This is a genomic window from Cyclobacterium xiamenense (assembly GCF_009467825.1).
GTDB classification, from domain to species: Bacteria; Bacteroidota; Bacteroidia; order Cytophagales; family Cyclobacteriaceae; genus Cyclobacterium; species Cyclobacterium xiamenense.
The window spans coordinates 103,728-122,464 of record NZ_WIOK01000005.1 but is presented as its reverse complement, the minus strand read 5'-3'; the positions used below and the strand labels follow the sequence as shown (position 1 = coordinate 122,464).

The window sequence follows — 18,737 nt, the reverse complement described above, 5'->3', positions numbered from 1 at the left end:
AACCCATTGTTTATGTCGATACCTTCTCTCTCGCTCGCAACGGTTTTCACCAAGGGAAAGGAACAATTACTACGCCAAAAAAATGCCAATTCGGTGAAAAAAGAATTACCCCCACAGATATCGGCACATAAATGTATTCTACCCTATTAAATTTACTCTTAATAACAGCAATTTTCGGTTATTTTTCGACTACCGACAAGTCTTCAATGGGAATGATCTGAAAAGTCATGTGCGCCTGACTGCTTTCATACAAAATACCGACGTGCCTTTCATCGACCGTGCTCAAGCAGGAATAGCCCCAGCCTTTTTCCTTATCCAATACAACCTGAGCCGATTCCGTCCAGGAAGCTCCTTGGTCCAAACTCGCCTTCAGGCTGATATTGTAGCGACCGTCCGTTGCAGCCGGATTGGAAAAAAGCAACAAATTCTCGGAAAACCGGTATAAACTACCCATGCAAACCGGCTCAATCAAACTTTTTCGACTTGTCGGATGCTCTTCCCAGGTTTTGCCCAAATCCCGGGTAATAGACACTGAACGAGCGCCTCCGCGGTTATCGCGCATGTTGAGCATCAGGCTTCCATCTGCCAATTCCGCGACCTGCGCCTCCGTGGTATTGGATTTGGCACCGGTGCCTACTTCCCAGGAGTCCCCGCCATCCATGCTATAAATTAGGGTACTGTAAGGCATTTTGTCGGCATCTTTGTATTGGGCAGCAAAAACAAGCGTGCCGTCGTTCAGCGTGATCCCCTTACCCGGGCCATTGAAAAACAGCTGCCAGGAAGGGTCTTTCATGGGCTCAGTGATCGTAATCGGATCCGACCAGGTCTTTCCGTCATCTTCGGATTTAACCAACATCAGCTGACCGGTTTCCTGCGGCGTCAATCCCGGCCCCGAACTGTTCCAGGCGGCGGTTCCTGGCTTTCCATGCATCCACAAGGCGATCACCCAGATGGTACCCGTCTGCTCATCCACCAATATGGCCGGGTCGCCGATCCCATTTTGATCCTCTGGCAAACCTCCCCATTCTCCCATATCCATGATGATTTTCATCGGCTCCCAAGTGTTCCCACCATCGGTACTCCGACTCAGGCCCACGTCTATGTCTCCTTGTAAGTCGGAAGAATTGGCATGACGTACGTCGTATACGGCCAACAGCGTACCCCTATTGCTGGTGGCCAGACCCGGAATCCGAAAGGCGGCCACTCCGTCGTTCCCTGCATCCCGCAAGGCCTTGCCGATCCGGTAGGGAATTGATGCACCGGAATGGACGGGCCGTCGCCGGGTACCGGATAGCTCGATATAGGGTATATCCAGCGAAAACCGACCCCTCAAATCGCTATCCGAAGCCATTTTCACCTGAATGTCCAGGTACTGTTTTCCCACAGCCAGTAAGACGCCCCCTTCCAATTGCCAACGGCCGCTCTCACTGGAAAAACTGCCGGAGAGTATCTTTTTGTCCGAAGCCTCCGCTACCAGAAATACCCTGACCGTTTCCGGTTGGACGGAACCTTCCAGGGAGATTTCCAACGCGGTCAGTTCCTGTGCCGCAGGCAGGTCCAGATTGACCCGGGCTATCCCTGTAAACCGTTCCTGGAGGACAGGTACATACACCTGCTCCAGGCTCGCGTATTCGCTCGGAGGATAGCTGGATTTGCTATCGCAATTCACAAATAAAATCAGACCAACTACGAATAGGAAAAAGCTTGTCAGGGTATGCATCGGCAGGGAGCGGGGTTAGGATGATCCATTTTGTTTATGGTTTTTAGGAATGGCAGCCATTCTTTCGCAGTCTTTTCTTTAAACAGCTAAGCGAAAATAAGGGAAAACTACGATACTTGCTAACCTGAGGGAGGTAATCATTCGATAAAGCAACCCGTCCAAAAAAACCAATCCATTCCCTGACTGAAATACACGTTTTGCCTCCCCATCGAAAATCAACGGAAATAAACCGGATTGGCTGGCCGAAGAATACCGGGGATTATAGGCGATGCGAAAGCGAGCCAATCAAATCAAAAAATCCCTGCTCAGCCAATTTGCCTTCCAATGCGTGTAGTTGCGCCGGTGTGAGGGATGCCACTGGCGCTCGAAAGGAGCCACAATCAAGCCCCGACAACTTTAAAATGGCTTTTCCGGCAGCTGGCCCGCCAAAGCTCCCGTACAAGTCTACGAAATCGATGGACTTTTCCTGCAAGCGCAAGGCTTCGTCCATCCTGCCCGCATCAAACGCCTGCTGAATGGCGCGGTACAGCGGCGCGGCAAAGTTGTAGGTACTGCCCACTGCCCCTTTCGCTCCCATGGTGAGTCCGGCGAGATAGGTCTCGTCCCAACCCCATAAGGCGTCCCAACGCCCTGCTTTGTACCGCAGACACTGATTAAATTCCATTAAATTGTGATGGGTATACTTGATACCCGCAAAATTAGGGATTTTACCTGCTACCTGCTCCAACAAGGCCAACATGGAGGGCTCCACCCGGGTGAGTAGCGGGATGTGGTAAAAATAAAAGGGAAGGCTTTCGGCGGCACGGGCAATCGGGGCCAAATAATCCGATAGTTGAATCACATCCAGGGGCCGAAAATAATACGGTGCCGTCACGGCGGTTCCGTACAGCCCCCATTTCTGGGCTTTCTTGCCCAATTGAACCGCCTCTTCCTGGGAAGTACCCCCCAACATGGCAATGACTTTAAAATCAGTGGTTTGCTCCTTTGCCCAGGCCTCCATAAGCATCGATTTTTCAGGAAAGGTCAGCGAAGAGCCTTCGCCCGTGGTTCCGTTGATGAAGACTCCCTGAATCTGGTTTTTCTGTAAAAAACGGGCATATCTTGGGATAAGCTCCATGGCAACACGGCCCTCTTTGTCAAAGGGAGTAAAGGTGGCCGCGATAAGTCCGGTGATTTTTGAAAAATGCATGCGCTTTTTTTTAATTCAAGGTAAGCGATTGTTCCCAAAAAACAAATACCCGCTTATTGGGCATATGCGCAAATGGCTGGGCCACCCTGCCCGGTATCCGGCATCCTCTCCGTAAAATATAGCCCAACCCCAAGTTGCATGACAAAACAGGCCGCCTTCAAGTTTCCTGAAAACGGCCTGTTTATCACCTACTTTTTACCTGGGTAAGAAATCAGCTTTCCTCCAACTCGTTTTCCAACCGTTCCAGGGTGGAAGATACCTCGTCTTCCAATTTTTCGATCTCTTTTTTAATTTGTTCCCTTCGTTGCTCGCTAGCCGCTTCGAATTCCCTGGCTTTGATTTCGAGGTCTTGTATCCCCTCGTCTATTTGTGTCAGGTACCGGTTTATGGCCGAGTCTGCGGGTTCCAGTTGATCTTCCTGGATTTCCTCCCGGAGTTGGTTGGCCTCTCTTTTGAGTTCGGCCGTTTCCTCTGAAAGTTCATTGCGGGTATTGGAAAAGGCCTCATTCACTTCTTCTTTTACGTCCCCGGCTAATTCCTCAAGCTCGCTTTCCGCTTCCTGCCGGTTCTCATTTCCCGATTGGTTGCTGTCGCAACTGGCAGCCACTAAAGTGAAAGCCATTCCTGCGATTACATACATGCTGGTTCGTTTCATGGTATACGTTGGTTTGGTAATACATTGCATTTACTGGTCGCGAACCAATGGCTTGGTAATTATAAGCCATGGAAGTTCGTTACCCCAGCTAGTGGTCCAAAAAAAATGCCAAACTCCAGGATTCATTTCTTCATCCGAAAGCTTTGTTTACGGATTCTTGAATATGATCATCCAAATTAGTATTTTGCACGTGTACCAAAGAGTGCGTTTGGCAGCAAAAACAACACATCGCATGAACAAAAAACTATACCGATCCAAACAAAATAAAACCATCGCTGGGGTATGCGGCGGACTGGCCGAGCACCTGGGATGGGATGCCGATAAGCTGCGAATTGGGTACGTAGTATTATCCGTATTGAGTGCAGCTTTTCCCGGATTGCTTGTATACCTGGTGTTGTGGTTTGTCATTCCCGAAAATCCGGCACAGGTCTGATCGATCTCTTTCCGTTGAAAGGAACGCAATTCTTTTGAACATATCGCTGCTTAATTGCGTTTCTTAGGAGAATTTAACGACATACATCGCATGAATTATTCGATTCAATCCATTATTGGGCTTATGGTCCTTTTTTCCGTTAGCTTCACAGCTTGCCACGCATCGAATCAATCCGATGAAAATACGACCGGGGAGGAAGTGGTAACCTATCAGGGGAAAACCGAAAAGGCCACTTTTGCAGGTGGCTGTTTCTGGTGTATTGAATCTCCTTATGAAGGGATCGATGGGATTGTATCCGTTGTTTCCGGCTACGCAGGGGGAAAGGAAAAAAATCCTACCTATGGTCAAGTATCATCCGGACAAACCAGCCACAAAGAAGCCGTTCAAGTGACATTCGATCCGGATGTAATCAGTTACAGCGAGATCATCGATATTTTTTGGAAGCTTTTTGACCCCACCGATGCTGGAGGGAGCTTTTATGACCGCGGCACGCAGTACCAATCGGCGATTTTCTATCACAACATGGATCAGAAAAAAGTAGCCGAATCCAGCAAAGAAGCGCTGGATCGTGCAGGCATATTCGAGAAACCCATCGTCACGCCAATCGTTAAATTCACAAACTTCTACGCTGCCGAAGCGTATCACCAGGATTACTACAAAAAGAAACCAAACGATTACAAAGCGTACCGGACCGGTTCCGGACGCGATCGGTTTATAGCCAATTATTGGGAAGTACCCGCCCAGGAAAATTACAAAAAGCCGTCAAAAAGTGAATTGAAAGCCAGCCTTACCAATTTGCAGTACCAGGTAACGATGGAGGACGCGACCGAGCGGGCTTTTGATAACCCGTACAACGGTAATAAGGAAAAAGGGCTGTACGTTTGCATCGTTTCCGGTGCCCCATTATTTAGTTCGCGCGACAAATACGAGTCCTACTCCGGCTGGCCAAGTTTTACCAAACCCATCGATGCGCGCTACCTGGAAAAACCGGTAGATCGAAGCCTGGGAATGGTGCGGGTAGAAGTACGTTCAAAGTTTGGTGATTCCCATTTGGGCCACGTATTTAACGACGGCCCTGCACCTACCGGCCTGAGGTATTGCATGAATTCCGCTGCCATGAAATTTATCCCGGTAGAAGATATGGAACGTGAAGGCTACGGAGATTTCCTATACGCTGTGGAATAATCCTGCGCTGCTGGCGATCTATCGGATTGCTATGATTCGCGAATGCTTACTGAATCCATTTATTGATAAACTGAAGGAACGATTCCTTGTATCCTTCGCCTACCGTAATGGTGACGATGCCCATGTTCACCGTGCTTTTGCTAATGGATTGAATGTGCTCCAGCGAGATGATGTAGGAGCGGTGTACACGCATAAATTGCTTTTGCGGAAGCATTTCCTCCATCGCTTTCAGCGTAGTAAGTGATAAAAGCGGAGCATTTTTTCCGTAGAGATGTACCTTGACGTAATCTTTGTACCCTTCGACCAATACAATGTCTTTGAGCAGTACCTTTACCAACTGGTATTCCACTTTCAAAAAAATGTAATCATCGGCAGCGGTACTCGCCTGACTGGGCGCCGTTTCGAAGTGGCGTAGCGCTTTCTGGCTTGCCGTAAGAAATTCTTCGTAGCTGAACGGCTTCAGCAGGTAGTCCAGGGCATCGACTTTGTAGCCCTCAATCGCAAATTGGTTGTAGGCGGTTGTAAAAATTACTTTTGGAGAGGGTTTTCCTTTCCTTCCTTCCAGCACCCGAGCCAACTCCATGCCGGTCAAATCCGGCATTTGGATATCGAGAAACATCAATCCTATTTCGTGGGAGTTGATGTAAGCCAAGGCTTCTAAAGCACTATCAAACCTTGCTTCCAACTGCAAAAAGCCAGTTTTCTCCACAAATTTACAAACCATATCCAGCGCTAAGGGCTCGTCATCGACTACGACACACTTGATTTTCATGCCAGATCCAGCGTTAAATGCACACGGTATTCATTGAGGGAATTGTGCTGATCCATGGTAAGCTGATGCTTTTTTCCATAAATCAATGCCAATCGCCTTTTGGTATTGCTAAGGCCTATACCACTTCCCATATTTTCTTTGCTATTAGGATTGGCAGGTACAATGGTATTCCGGGTCTGCAGGTGCAACAATTTATTTTGTTGCGTAATTGAGATTTCGATTGTACTTTCCTTTTGGGCACTGATGCCGTGTTTGAAGCAATTTTCTATAAACGGCAACAAAAGCATGGGGGCAATGGGTAAGTCCTCCACATTGTCCTGGATAACAATGTCCAGTATCACTTTTTCTGAAAGGCGCAGACGCATCAATTCGATGTAATCTTTGATAAAATCCAATTCCTTGCCGAGAAGGGTGAGGTCTTTATCGGTCTCGTAGAGCACATAGCGCATCATCCGCGAAAGCTTGAGCAATGCTTGTTGGGCTCGGTCTACGTCGACGGTAGTCAGCGCGTAGATGTTGTTAAGGGTATTGAAGAAAAAATGCGGATTGATTTGTGCTTTGAGATAGGACAGTTCGGAGGATACCTTTTCCTGCTCCATTTGTTGCCGTAAGGCCAAGTCGGCCTGCCATTTCTGAACGGCCACCACGCTGGTGCTTATACCGAATCCGAAAAGAAGCAGCAACACCGTAAACATGTCGTAACTGAAATTTCGGGGTCGGGGTTCGTAGGGGACGTTCGGCCGAAAGGCATAATGCATCAATTCAGGCAAATTGACCAGGTTTTCGTATTGAATAATAAGGATCAAACTTAAGAACGCGAAGCCAAAAGCTATCAGGACAAAAAGCAGGTTTTTTCCCTTGAAGAGAATTTTCGGAACCAGAAGCTTCATGTTTAGGTAAAAAAGCAAAATCAAAAACAACAAAACGAGGCCTTGCTTGAACCAATACTCCACCGGCAGGTCCACCTTCCAGGAGAGTGGACTGACGACAAAAATCACGATGGCTATAAAAATCCATGCCAATACATGGATCAGTAAGGTAATTCTTTTGGAATGATTTGAGTACGTCATACGCTTACAATAGGGCTAAATACCCCGACTGGATATCCGTTGCCAGTATAAACATAAAGTAAAGAAAACGAAAGAACCAAAAGAATCTACCAAAATAGGGTATTAACCGTCCAATCCGGGTTGCTGCTCTACCAAATCAGCCTCGGCCACCCAGTAAAAAATTGGTCCGATGTTTTCCCGGTTTTGTCGATGGTTCACGGCTACCTATCTATTGTGTTTTTTACTGCGTGAATAAATATTTTTCTTTGTTTCGGATATTGACTCAACCGTTATTTAACACAATCTACTTCCATAATGAAAAGGCTTATTTATTTACTTGTATGTGCAACGTTCTTTCTGGCAACAGCTTCTCTGGAGCTGTATGCGCAGGGGAATACGGAGAAAAAAGAATTTAAGATTTCCGGAAAAGTACTGGATAAAGACTCCGGAGAGCCGGTACCTTATGCTACGGCTATGTTGAAAGAAGCCGGCACCGATGCGACCGTGGCCGGAGGAGTGGCCGACGATGCCGGCGAATTCTTTTTTAACGTAAAATCCGCCGGTAGGTACAAGGTGGAACTAAGCTACGTGGGGTACGATCCCGTGACGCGGGAAGACATCGTAGTCGGTCCAAATACTCCTAATGTATTTTTGGGAAACCTGATTATCGGTGAGTCTTCGGTTTCCTTGCAGGAAGTTACCGTCCAGGGTCAGCGAAGCCTGATTGAGGAAAAAGTGGACCGGACCATTTACAATGCCGAGAACGATAAAACCACCATTGGTGGCGATGCCTCCGATGTATTGCGTCGCGTTCCCATGCTTACGGTAGACCTGGATGGAAATGTCTCCATGCGCGGAAGTAGTAACATACTGGTATTGATCGACAACAAGCAATCGGCCATTGTGGCCAACAACATCGCTGACGCCCTGAAGCAAATACCTGCCGAAGAAATCAAATCAGTGGAAGTGATTACGTCCCCATCTGCCAAATACGATGCGGAAGGAACCGGTGGCGTGATCAATATCGTGACCAAGAAAAACAAACTCCAGGGCGCCTCACTGAATATCAACACCAGCGCCGGAATCAGGGGTTCCAACCTGGGGCTAAACGCCGCGTTGAAAAAAGGAAAGATGGGTTTCTCTCTGGGTGGTTTCGGTCGTGCGGGATACAATATTTTGGGAAGTTTTGAAAACGAACAAACCCTTCTTTCCGCTGACAGGCCTGCAACGCGCATTTTGCAGGCGGCTGATACGCGAAACAACATGATGTTTGGCAGGTATAATTTTGGATGGGATTATGAAATCAATAAGTATAATTTCATGACCACCTCCGTTAGCTTTGGCTTGAGAAACATGCGGATGAATCAGGACGAGCTGACCACCGAAACTTACGTGGAAGACATGCTGGTGAGTGAGCTGCTAAGGGATGTAACTACGGACAACCTCTCCAATAGCCTGGATGTGAGTTATAACTATACCCGAACTTTTGAGAAAAAAGGAAAAGAATTCAGTGTTTCCGGTTTGTACAGCCGAAGTGACCGGACCAACGATTTCGTAAATAGCCTGTACAACGATTCGTTTGACCAAATCGTGAGCCGTTTGAAAAACGACAACAGCAATCTGAACGAAGAATTTACTGTGCAAGTGGATTACGTAAGCCCTATGGGTTCAGGCGACAACCAAATACTGGAATACGGAGCAAAAAATATCTTAAGAAAAGCGGTCAGTGATTTTGCCTACTTCCGCGCAGAGGGGCCGAATGCCGAATTTGAGGAAATCGACGATGTCAACCTTTCCAATCAATTTACCTACGATCAAAACGTAACTGCTGGATACCTGTCGTATACGCTAGGATTCCTGGAGCATTATACCCTCAAGACAGGCCTGCGCTACGAATACACCAATATTGAAGCGGACTTTCGCTCTTCGGAACTTCCCGCAGAGATACCTTCCTACGGAACGTTGGTTCCCAACATGAACTTCGGCCGGAAATTGGGCAACGGAAACATGCTGAAAGCAGCCTACAACCGCAGGATACAGCGGCCTTCGCTAAACTTCCTCAACCCAAACATCGAGGCGGCCAATCCCCAGCAAATCACGCAGGGAAACCCGGTATTGGACCCGGAGCTCACCGACAACTACGAATTATCGTACAGTACCTTTATTAATGGAACCTCGCTGAATTTCACCTCGTACCTGCGAAACACCACGGGTTCCATACAACCGGTGCGGACGGTGCAGGATGACGACATCATCTTTACCACCTACGAAAATATTGGGAACGAGCGCGCATACGGACTAGGAGTCTTCTCGAATATTAACGTATCCGGCAAAATCTCCCTGAATGGATCCATCGACACCTATTACGCCCAATTGGATAATGGATTGGAAGACCCACAATACGCCGCACAAAACGAGGGCTTTGTGGTGAGTGGCCGACTGTTTGGCAACTACACGCTACCCAATAACTGGCAACTACAGGCCTTTAGTTTCTACCGGGGCCGTCGGGTACAGTTGCAGGGTTCCGCTGGCGGTTTTGGCATCTACAGTCTGAGCATCAACAAACAATTTGCTGAGAAACGCGGCAGCATCGGGTTTGGTGCAGAAAACTTCTTCACCACTGAATTTCGAATCCGAAATGAATTGATCACGCCCACTATCATGCAACAAAGTGTAACCGGGATGCGAAACATGAATTTTAAAATTAACTTTTCCTACCGCATCGGCAAGTTGAGTGTAGACGGTGGCCGAAGGAAAAAACGAGGTGTCACCAATGAAGACCTGAAAGAAGGAGATGGCGGCGGTGCCGGCGGTGCCATGATGAATGGCCCCAATTGATCTAACCGTGTGAAAAACCGCTAACGAGTGTTAATTCTCTCGATTAACAGAACCCCGGCAAATACCTGAAAAGGATTTCAGCCGGGGTTCCTTTGTTTTTGCCGCTCGAAAGCCCCGCTTATTCCTCGTATACGGCCACGGCAATTTTTGAATCGGCCGTTCCGTAATACAAAAACCATTTTCCCTGATAGGGAACCATGCCTTCGATAAAACAGACCAGGTTGACCTGCCCTTCGATTTCATAAGGTTCCTCGGGTGTCATAAAATAGGTCTCCGAACGATCAATCAAACGAGAAGGATCCTCTGCGGCAAACAAAGCCTGACCGGCAGAATACGCGCCGGGTGGAAGCGAGGGATCACGTTCCTGTCCTTCGTCCAGGTTCATCCCGTTGTACAATAGGACAATTCCCTCCTCCCGCAACAAGGCGTAGGGCCCCGATTCTACCAGGCGGCTATCAAAATAACCCGGGCGGGGCTTCATGACGGATTGAAGTGTACCGTTTTCTTCCAGGGGTATCCACTGAACCAAATCTTCAGAGTGGGCCAAAAAAAGATCCGTATCCCCAAAATACATCCAATATTTACCATGAATCTTTTTTGCAAGAATGCGGTCTCCTTCCTGCTCGGCCACAATGGCCCCGGCTTTGCTCCAGGTATCGCGGTACGGTCCATTTAGCACGCGCCCATATTTGGTCCAGTGCTTCAAATCATCCGAGGATGCCAGCATTAGCCGGGCCACCTTACCGTCGTAGCTGGTATAGGTCATGAAATAGCGCCCCTCTTCCGTTTCCACGATACGTGGATCCTCCACGCCACCGTCCCACTCCAAGGGTTTCAGGCTGTCGTTTTCGGGATAAAAAACCGGCTCGGGCAGCTTGTCAAAATTCAGACCGTCACCACTGATAGCCAGACCGATCCGCGATGTGCCGTTGTTACTACCCAGGAAATCCTCCGCCCGGTAAAGCAAATGGATGGCGCCATCCCGTACCACGGCGGCGGGGTTAAAAACGTCTTTCTCTTCCCACTTGACCGGTTTTTGTAAAATCGGGCAGACAAACTCCAGGTCTCCGGCAGCTAGTACCGGATTGGCCCCGTGCTGCTTCAGAAATGGACCCATTTCCCAGTGTTTATGACCGGACCAGGTAGTGGCCGCTTCCGAGGTACTGCGCGTCCTTTCCGCACAGGAAGCGACTAAAACCAGAAAAAGAAGGACGCTGAAGCAGCCTGTGATTCTATTAGTGTTCGTTTTTCGCATGGCGATCGGTAGTTTTGGTTATTCCAGGAGTATGATTTCTACGCGTCTGTTTTTTTCTCTTCCCGCTGCGGTCGAATTGGTGACGATAGGCTTTGTCCCACCCCATCCATTGACCCGTATTTGCTCAAATCCAGCCCCTGCTTCTACCAAAACGTCTCGTACCTTCCGCGCCCGGTCCAGTGATAAACGTTCGTTTAGCCGGGAACTACCTCGATTGTCCGTATGCCCTTCTACGGAGATCACCCGTTTGGAATTTCGCTTTAGAAAAGCTGCTACTTTCTCTAGTGCATCCAGGGAAGCCGCATCTTCGATATCATCGGAAGTTCGGTTAAAGAGCAGGTTCTTCAAAACCAGTGACTCGCCGGGCTGCAAGTCTTCTAATTGCAACGCAATATCCGGGCCAGGACTTCGCTGAGGGGAAGGTATTTCGGAAGGAGAAACGGGACGTGGAAGCAGCGTATCCGATCGGCCACCTGAATCCGTCGGTCCCTCTGTTCTCCTTTCTTCGGCTTGTTGCAAGACTAGCGGTGGGGCTGATTCGACCCAAAGAATATTCCCGTATCCATCACTCGTTCGGGTGTAGGTAAGAAAATACCGGTCTCGATTCGGATCTTCGTAGTAATACAGGTCGAATCCTTCCATTTCCGGAAGATCCACCGGACGCGGAGCGGACCATTGGGTCCATCCCTCACCTATCCGCTCGGATTGATAAACACCCAAGGATTTTCTACCCTCGTAGGCATTGCTGGAAAAATACAACGTTTGCCCATCGGCGCTAAGAAAAGGGCTCAATTCCTGGCGAAAGGTGTTGACGCTTGCTCCGAGATTTTGAGGCCGGGACCAGGAATCTCCCTGTCGAAAAGCAACGTACAGATCCTCGTTTCCATAAGAGCCGAAGGACTCCATAGCGAGTAGCATCAAGCTGCCATCGGCGGAGAGCCGCGCAGAAAAATGGTTGCCGGTAGATCGGAAACCAGGAACAAACTGTTCGTCTCCCCGTGTCCAGCCCCCATCGGTACGAAAATACCGGTAAATCACCTGCCGATTATATAGGTTTTGGTGGTAGACCAGCACCGTATCTGGATGCAGAAAGCCAATCAACAGGTCAAAATCAGGTGTGGACAGCGCCTCGATAGGCTGCGGCTCTCCAAAACTATCGCCTTGTTCGGGTGCAAACCAGGTATCTCCAGGATCCCCTGCACCACCGGTATTCCGGGGATGGAAAGCCAGGGAGAAATACAGGTGCTTGTCAGGGCCGATAAGGGGCGCTTGTTCGTCAAATTCCAGGGAATGGGCAAAACGCACCGAATCCTGCGCCAGCACGGGTTTGAAAGCTCCTGTACAAAGGCATAGCAGAACTGCTACCCGATAACCGATGAGGTCAAATCGATACACAGGCTGCCGGATTACTGCCCCAGAACGATGGCAAAAACCAGTGGAGCGACGATGGTGGCGTCGGATTCGATGATAAACTTGGGTGTGTCCAGCCCCAATTTACCCCAGGTAATTTTTTCATTGGGTACGGCGCCGGAATACGATCCATAGGAAGTGGTACTATCGGAAATCTGGCAAAAATAACCCCATAGCGGAACGGAATCCCGCTGCAAATCCTGGTGCAACATGGGCACCACACAAATGGGAAAATCGCCCGCTATGCCACCACCAATCTGAAAAAAGCCAACTTTGCTTTCTTCCTTGGCGTTTTCGGTGTACCAATCAGCCAGGTATATCATGTATTGAATCCCACCTTTCACCGTATGTACGTCTTTAATATCTCCCGAAATGCAATGCCCGGCATACATGTTTCCCAGCGTAGAATCTTCCCAACCGGGAACGATGATGGGAAGGTTCTTTTTCGCAGCTTCCAGTAGCCAACTGTTTTTCGGGTCTATTTGGTAATCCTTCTCCAGCTTTCCGGAAAGCAATACCTTGTAAAAAAACTCGTGCGGGAAATAATGCTCCCCCGCCTGGTCCGCCCGCTGCCACTCCTGCAGAATCACGTCTTCTATTCGTCGCATGGCTTCCATTTCCGGAATGCAGGTATCGGTAACCCGGTTCATGTGGCGGTCTAGCAGGTCCTGTTCTTGGCTGGGTGAAAGGTCCCGGTAATTTGGAATCCGCTCGTAATAATCGTGGGCCACCAGGTTGAAAATATCCTCTTCCAGGTTTGCACCGGTACAGGTGATGATTTGTACTTTATCCTGCCGGATCATTTCCGCCAGGGAAATGCCTAATTCGGCGGTAGACATGGCGCCTGCCAGGGTAATCATCATTTTGCCATTGGCATCCAAATGTGCCTTGTACGCATCCGCTGCGTCGATCAATGCCGCCGCATTGAAATGTCTGTAATGGTGTTTTAGAAAATTGGTAATTTCCATGGGTACAGGTTTAAATGTATGCCTTGGTTGGAAGGACTTCTAACGTGTAAAAAAGAACAGGTAAGGTACTAAAGGATGTGTTGATTATCAACCAAAACTAGTGAAAGCAGAAACAAAAAAGCCCGGAAATACCGGGCCATTCCTTGCTGTTTTTTTTCGTTTATTCGCCCTCGGTTGATTCCTCTTCGGAAGCAGCAGGAGCAGTTTCGGCAGGTGCTTCCCCCTTTTCGTAATCTTCGTTGATCCCTTTTACTACCGAATTGGTAATATCCAAGGATTCGTTTGCATACCAAACTCCACCACCACGGGTGTAGGAAAGGATCATCTCCAGATCGTTTTCGGCAGCATACGTATTGAGGTATTCCTGAATCATGTCGTACACCTCGTTGTACAGCTTGTTCTCATCAGCGGAGAGCTCTTGCATGATGTTCTCACGGTACGTCACCAGGTTACGTTCTTTGGCAACCAGTTCTTCTTGCTTGGCTCTTTGCTGATTGACAGTCATATTATTAGCCGTGTTCTGAAAATTCTGCACCTCCTGTTCGAAACCTCTCGCCCGGTTGGTCAATTCTCCTTCGTATTTCTTGCCTTTTTCGGCAATTGCTGCCGATTGCTCTTTGAAATAGACAAAATTGTTGATGACACTGTCGGTGACAATATAGGCCACTTTAAGATCCGAAATGTCCACGTCTTCCGTACTAACGGTCGCTTCTCCTTCCGGAATGGAGGAATTACAGGCTACTGCAATCAATCCTGCAACTGCCAACGCACTGATACTGGTAGTAATTTTTTTCACTTCTTTACGTCGTTTTTGTAGTATTGGGGCAAATATACGGATTCTAAACCTATTACAAATTTTGGTACGGGAATAAAATGGTAAAATCCGGATTTTGCCGCCAACTACCGGTGTTTCTGCCTGTCCAGTTTCACCCGGAACACCACCGCCTGCCCCACCAGGGAAACTCCGGCATTAAACACCACCAGCGCCAGTGTACCCCATACCAGCCAATCCCAGAGCGGTGCGTTTTCCCACTTGCGGATCAACGCTTCTCCAAACAAACTAAGCCCAAAACCCGTCAGCAACAAACCGCCCACGGCATGCAACAACCACTGTTTTTTCAATTTTTTCGCACCCATTTCTCTTTATGTTTTCATTTTAGAAGAAAATCTCTTGCGCCAACCGGTAGGTATTGGCATGCGCTTCGATGATGTCACGTAGCGATTCCGAATAGCCTCCTCCCATGCAGCACATGATGGGGACGTCATTCGTTCGGGCGCTTTGCAACACCAGGCGGTCCCTTTCTTTGCATCCGGCAAGGCTCAAGCCCAGCCGTCCCAGTTTATCTGAGGCCAGTACGTCAACCCCACATTGGTAGATTATAAAATCGGGGGCCTCCGCATCCATCAACCTGGGCAGTTGATCAGCCAGTAGCTCCAAATAGGTTGCATCGTCCGTACGGTCTTGCAATGCAATATCCAGGTCCGATGTTTCCTTGTGTAAGGGATAATTGTGTGCTCCATGCATGCTAAAGGTAAATACTTCGGGACGTCCTGCAAACAGCGCGGCCGTGCCGTTGCCCTGATGCACATCCAGGTCCACTACCAGAACTTTTTCTATTCCCTGCGCGGCAATCAGGTAATTGGCCGCAATCGCAATGTCATTCAGCAGGCAAAAGCCCTCTCCCTTGTCGGCAAATGCATGATGGGTGCCCCCGGCGATATTCATCCCAATTCCAAATTCCAGCGCATAGCGGGCCGCCATCACCGAGCCTTGCATGATGTGCAATTCCCGATCCACCAAGGCCTGGCTTAGGGGAAAACCCGTCCGGCGAATTTCAGCGCGGCTCAGGTCCTGGTTTTTTAATCTATCCACGTATGCCGGATCGTGCACCGCCGTAATCCACTGCTCATCGGCTTTCTCCGGTTCAAAGAAATTGGCCGCCGAAAGTGTCCCCTCGTAAAGCAGCTGCTCGGGAACCAATTCATATTTTTCCATGGGAAAGCGATGTCCCTTGGGCAAGGGATGGGCATACAGGGAAGACCAGGCAACTTTTAACATAGGATCAAAACTTGCCGAACAAAAAAATGTTGCGGGCAACGAATAAAAAGGGAGAAATCAATTATCCTCCTCTTCCGACTCAAAGGTATAGAAGGTTTCGTCCAGGCTGATGCTGTCGTTGTTGAATTCGGTGACAAATTTTTCGAGTACGTCTTCGTCGATGCTTTCCAGATTGAGGGCGGCGTCCAGACCAATACCGTAATCGTGATGGGTATCGATATCGATAAATTCCTGAACCTTTACCGTTCCCTCTTCCTCCATATCCATGATCAGTTCGGTAATAAACCATCCGATTTCCTCCTCTTCAGCCTTCAATGGCTTCAGGTTTCCGTTTTCATCTTCCTCGTAGCGAATTCCATGGTAATTGGGGAATTTTTTGGCTGCCTCGTGTTCCGCCAATTCGAAAAGCTCGCTTTGGTAATGCAAACGGAGGGTGTACAAAACGGCGTCGTAAATGACGTCTTTTCCTTCAAATTTTCCGATAAAATAAAAGTTGACGAATTCTTCAGAATTGTCCTCCCCGGGTACAATTTTGAAATTTTTCCCGGCTGCTTCTAGTTCTCTTTGCAGGGCTGTTATGGATTCAGGCAAAAATCCTTCATTTAGATAGTTCATTGGATTATAAGCTGGGTTTGTAAGATCAATTTCGCTGATTTTGGTTACAAATAAATAAAAAATTACTATTACTCGTGTTAACTCTCCTATAATTTACAATATTTTACCTTTTAAAAAAATGTTTTCTCCTAAAAAGAATAATGCATGGGTCAAAAACATCGTCGCACAGCCGGAGGGATTGAACCTGGATTTCAAACAAAGCCTTACCAACCAGAGAAAAATTGCCAAAACCCTGCTTTCCTTCGCAAATACGGAAGGTGGGACCATTGTCGTAGGGGTTTCCGATCAAAAAAAAATAATCGGTATCGATCCGGAAGAGGAAATGTACATGGCCAGGGAATCGTTGCAAACCTACTGTCATCCTACCTTTCCCATCAACTTTGAGGTATACGAGGTAGAAGAATCCACCGAACCCAACCTGACAAGCGAGAAATACATCCTGCTAATCCATGTACCGAAAAGCCCTGCCGGTCTGCATTCACTATGCATACCGAACGAACGGCCGGTGTACTACAAACGTGTCCTGGACCGTTCCATCCCTTTCCAACCAGACCTCCCCTGAGGCTGTACCAGTCGTGAGAAATAGTAGACCACTAGCGCCGAAGCCCATTCCCCAGCGAAATACCCAGTATGGAGTTGACCAGGGACAATACCAAACTAAACAGCAGCGCCCACCAAAAATTATCAACGGCAAAACCTTGAATCATGGCCGCTGCCAACATAACCAGCAGTGCATTGATGACCAATAAAAACAATCCCAGTGTAAGGATGGTAATCGGAATGGTAAGAAAAATCAGTACCGGTTTGACGGTCAGGTTTAGGAGAGCCAGCAAGGCCGCAATGATAACGCCGGTTATCCAATCGTCCACCACAATGCCCGGCAACAGGTAGGCGGTAAAAATGATCACCAACCCAGCGACTGCCAGTTGAAAGAGAACGGATAAAATGTCTTTTGATTGACTCATAAGCTACTTCCTATCGTGTAAACGAAAATAAATATTTCAGCCTAAAGTAAAAAAGAACCCCGAACAATTTTTCCGGGGTTCTTGTCCAACTCAACTCCAGGTCCGATCCCAGGAGCGAATCTCGTTCCAATCGTCGGTGGGTGCAAAAAACTGCTCCCCTTCGCGAAGGCGCTTTTTGACCTCGTCTTCGTTTAGTTCCAGTCCGATTCCGGGAGATTCCGGCACCTGCACGTAGCCATCCTTTACAAAAGGTTTGTCGATACCGGTCACCAAATCTTCCCACCAGGGGTTATCCACCGAGTGATGCTCCAGCCCGATAAAGTTATAGGTGGCCGCAGCTGCATGAACCGTCCCCATGAAAGTAATTGGAGAGGCTGCATGATGCAGGGCCATTCCGATTCCGTACTCTTCTGCGTAGTCCCCAATTTTCTTGGTTTGGAGGTACCCTCCGGCACTCCCCGGATCCGGGTGCACCAGGTCCACGGCTCTGGTTTCGATCAGGTCCTTGAAATTCTTTTTGTGATAGGTGTCCTCTCCTGTGAGCGTCGGAGTGGTGATGGACTCGGTAATCCGTTTCCATTGCTCCGTGTTTTGCCAGGGGATCAGATCTTCCAACCAAGCGATGTTATAGGGTTCAAACGCTTCGGCAAGTTTGATCATTTCGTTGTAGCCCATGTGTCCAAAATGGTCGATTGCCAGGGGGATTTCGTAACCCACTTTCTCCCGTGCCTTTGCGGCGTAAGCCACCATCTTTTCCAGCCCCTCCGGCGTGATCTGCACATGCGTAAACTGATGCGGCGTTTGGGTATAGCTCATGACATCCTGATCGGACCATCCCCGCAATTGTCCCCAGGGAGATGTGTTGGTCAGCGTGTCTTTTTGATCTTTGATCAGTCCGATACCAATATCCATTTTCAACATGGTGAAACCCATGTCTACGCGCTCCTTCATTTTATTGGCAAACTCATCCGGATCCTGCACGGTAGGCGTGTCCACGTAAATGCGGACCTTGTCGCGAAACTTTCCTCCCATCAGCTGATACAAGGGAACCCCGTAGGCCTTTCCGGCCAGATCCCAAAGCGCCATTTCCACACCGGAGACGCCCCCACCTTGCCTTCCATGCCAACCAAACTGCTCGATGCGCTTGAAAATCCGCTCAATATTGCAGGGATTTTCGCCCAGAATTCGGCTTTTTAGCATCAACGCGTAGCGCTTATCTGCTCCGTCCCGGACATCTCCCAATCCGTGGATTCCCTGGTTGGTGTAAATTTTCAACAAGGGCACATTCCCGTATTGGGCAATGCGCATGTCGGTAATTTTTAAGTCCGAGGGGTTGGAAAGGCGGTTGACTTTTGACGTGGTGTGGGCCAACGTATCTTCCATGGGAAGCATCATCATGCCACCCAGACTCAAGCCGCCCAGGGCTGCTTTTTTAAAAAAAGAACGCCGGCCATTTTCCGGATCCTGCGCCATTGGAGAGAGAGCGGTGGTTTGCAGTGCCTTTTCCCGCTTTTGGTCCAGGTAGCGTTGCTGCAGGTATTCAATGTTTTTTTTCATGGTACGGAATAGGTTTTTTTTAGGTATTGGAAAAAAGAAAATTGACAAACGAATGACAATATGTCCA

18 protein-coding genes are annotated in these 18,737 nt (G+C 48.5%); 4 read left to right on the top strand and 14 right to left on the bottom strand.

The window, feature by feature from the left end; genetic code table 11:
* Positions 1-178: 178 nt before the first annotated feature.
* The 3 genes from GCU44_RS05395 to GCU44_RS05385 form a co-directional block, all read right to left on the bottom strand.
* On the bottom strand, positions 179-1,720 hold the full coding sequence (locus GCU44_RS05395; RefSeq protein WP_154854833.1) for a sialidase family protein: 1,542 nt from the start codon (positions 1,718-1,720) through the stop codon (positions 179-181).
* A gap of 259 nt (positions 1,721-1,979) precedes the next feature.
* Positions 1,980-2,909 carry a dihydrodipicolinate synthase family protein gene (locus GCU44_RS05390; protein ID WP_154854831.1) on the bottom strand — a complete coding sequence of 310 codons (930 nt, stop codon included), beginning with the start codon at positions 2,907-2,909 and terminating at the stop codon, positions 1,980-1,982.
* A gap of 211 nt (positions 2,910-3,120) precedes the next feature.
* A complete protein-coding gene (locus GCU44_RS05385) occupies positions 3,121-3,564 on the bottom strand; it encodes a hypothetical protein (RefSeq protein ID WP_154854828.1) in 444 nt (147 codons plus the stop codon).
* 232 nt (positions 3,565-3,796) lie between these two features.
* Between GCU44_RS05385 and GCU44_RS05380 the strand changes: the two genes are divergently transcribed.
* The gene (locus GCU44_RS05380) at positions 3,797-3,997 is read left to right on the top strand and encodes a PspC domain-containing protein (RefSeq protein ID WP_092177079.1); all 201 of its coding nucleotides are present in this window, start codon (positions 3,797-3,799) and stop codon (positions 3,995-3,997) included.
* A 90-nt stretch (positions 3,998-4,087) separates the two neighbouring features.
* A complete protein-coding gene (gene msrA / locus GCU44_RS05375) occupies positions 4,088-5,182 on the top strand; it encodes a peptide-methionine (S)-S-oxide reductase MsrA (protein ID WP_154854825.1) in 1,095 nt (364 codons plus the stop codon).
* 46 nt (positions 5,183-5,228) lie between these two features.
* Here msrA and GCU44_RS05370 read toward each other — a convergent pair whose 3' ends face one another.
* Together GCU44_RS05370 and GCU44_RS05365 are read right to left on the bottom strand one after the other, a co-directional pair.
* Positions 5,229-5,954, bottom strand: coding sequence for a LytR/AlgR family response regulator transcription factor (locus GCU44_RS05370; RefSeq protein WP_154854821.1), 726 nt, complete (start codon positions 5,952-5,954; stop codon positions 5,229-5,231).
* Positions 5,951-7,024 carry a sensor histidine kinase gene (locus GCU44_RS05365; protein ID WP_154854818.1) on the bottom strand — a complete coding sequence of 358 codons (1,074 nt, stop codon included), beginning with the start codon at positions 7,022-7,024 and terminating at the stop codon, positions 5,951-5,953. Before GCU44_RS05365 ends, GCU44_RS05370 begins: the two co-directional genes overlap by 4 nt.
* Before the next feature lie 294 nt (positions 7,025-7,318).
* Here GCU44_RS05365 and GCU44_RS05360 point away from each other — a divergent pair, with 294 nt between their 5' ends.
* A complete protein-coding gene (locus GCU44_RS05360; RefSeq protein ID WP_154854815.1) occupies positions 7,319-9,841 on the top strand; it encodes a TonB-dependent receptor domain-containing protein in 2,523 nt (840 codons plus the stop codon).
* 118 nt (positions 9,842-9,959) lie between these two features.
* On the opposite strand, the gene GCU44_RS05355 is transcribed toward GCU44_RS05360, so the two are convergent.
* The 7 genes from GCU44_RS05355 to GCU44_RS05325 all read right to left on the bottom strand — a co-directional run bounded on the left by GCU44_RS05355 (position 9,960) and on the right by GCU44_RS05325 (position 16,148).
* Positions 9,960-11,096, bottom strand: a complete 1,137-nt coding sequence (locus GCU44_RS05355) for a glycoside hydrolase family 130 protein (protein WP_154854812.1) — start codon at positions 11,094-11,096, stop codon at positions 9,960-9,962.
* Between the two features lie 18 nt (positions 11,097-11,114).
* Positions 11,115-12,419: an OmpA family protein gene (locus GCU44_RS05350; RefSeq protein ID WP_154854809.1), complete on the bottom strand. Its 1,305-nt coding sequence runs from the start codon at positions 12,417-12,419 to the stop codon at positions 11,115-11,117.
* An 83-nt stretch (positions 12,420-12,502) separates the two neighbouring features.
* A complete protein-coding gene (locus GCU44_RS05345; RefSeq protein ID WP_092177096.1) occupies positions 12,503-13,474 on the bottom strand; it encodes a deoxyhypusine synthase family protein in 972 nt (323 codons plus the stop codon).
* A gap of 160 nt (positions 13,475-13,634) precedes the next feature.
* The gene (locus tag GCU44_RS05340; RefSeq protein WP_154854806.1) at positions 13,635-14,270 is read right to left on the bottom strand and encodes an OmpH family outer membrane protein; all 636 of its coding nucleotides are present in this window, start codon (positions 14,268-14,270) and stop codon (positions 13,635-13,637) included.
* A 104-nt stretch (positions 14,271-14,374) separates the two neighbouring features.
* On the bottom strand, positions 14,375-14,611 hold the full coding sequence (locus tag GCU44_RS05335) for a hypothetical protein (protein ID WP_154854803.1): 237 nt from the start codon (positions 14,609-14,611) through the stop codon (positions 14,375-14,377).
* 19 nt (positions 14,612-14,630) lie between these two features.
* A complete protein-coding gene (locus GCU44_RS05330; RefSeq protein ID WP_154854800.1) occupies positions 14,631-15,533 on the bottom strand; it encodes a histone deacetylase family protein in 903 nt (300 codons plus the stop codon).
* A 57-nt stretch (positions 15,534-15,590) separates the two neighbouring features.
* A complete protein-coding gene (locus tag GCU44_RS05325) occupies positions 15,591-16,148 on the bottom strand; it encodes a hypothetical protein (protein WP_092177108.1) in 558 nt (185 codons plus the stop codon).
* A gap of 118 nt (positions 16,149-16,266) precedes the next feature.
* On the opposite strand from GCU44_RS05325, the gene GCU44_RS05320 reads away from it, so the two are divergent.
* A complete protein-coding gene (locus GCU44_RS05320) occupies positions 16,267-16,710 on the top strand; it encodes an AlbA family DNA-binding domain-containing protein (RefSeq protein WP_154854799.1) in 444 nt (147 codons plus the stop codon).
* 31 nt (positions 16,711-16,741) lie between these two features.
* Here the strand turns inward: GCU44_RS05320 and GCU44_RS05315 are convergent, their stop codons facing one another.
* Complete coding sequence (locus tag GCU44_RS05315) at positions 16,742-17,113, bottom strand: phage holin family protein (protein ID WP_154854796.1); 372 nt, start codon at positions 17,111-17,113, stop codon at positions 16,742-16,744.
* Positions 17,114-17,203: 90 nt separating this feature from the next.
* Entirely contained in the window at positions 17,204-18,670 is a 1,467-nt protein-coding gene (locus tag GCU44_RS05310; RefSeq protein WP_154854793.1) for a mandelate racemase/muconate lactonizing enzyme family protein, read from the bottom strand.
* Positions 18,671-18,737: the final 67 nt, after the last annotated feature.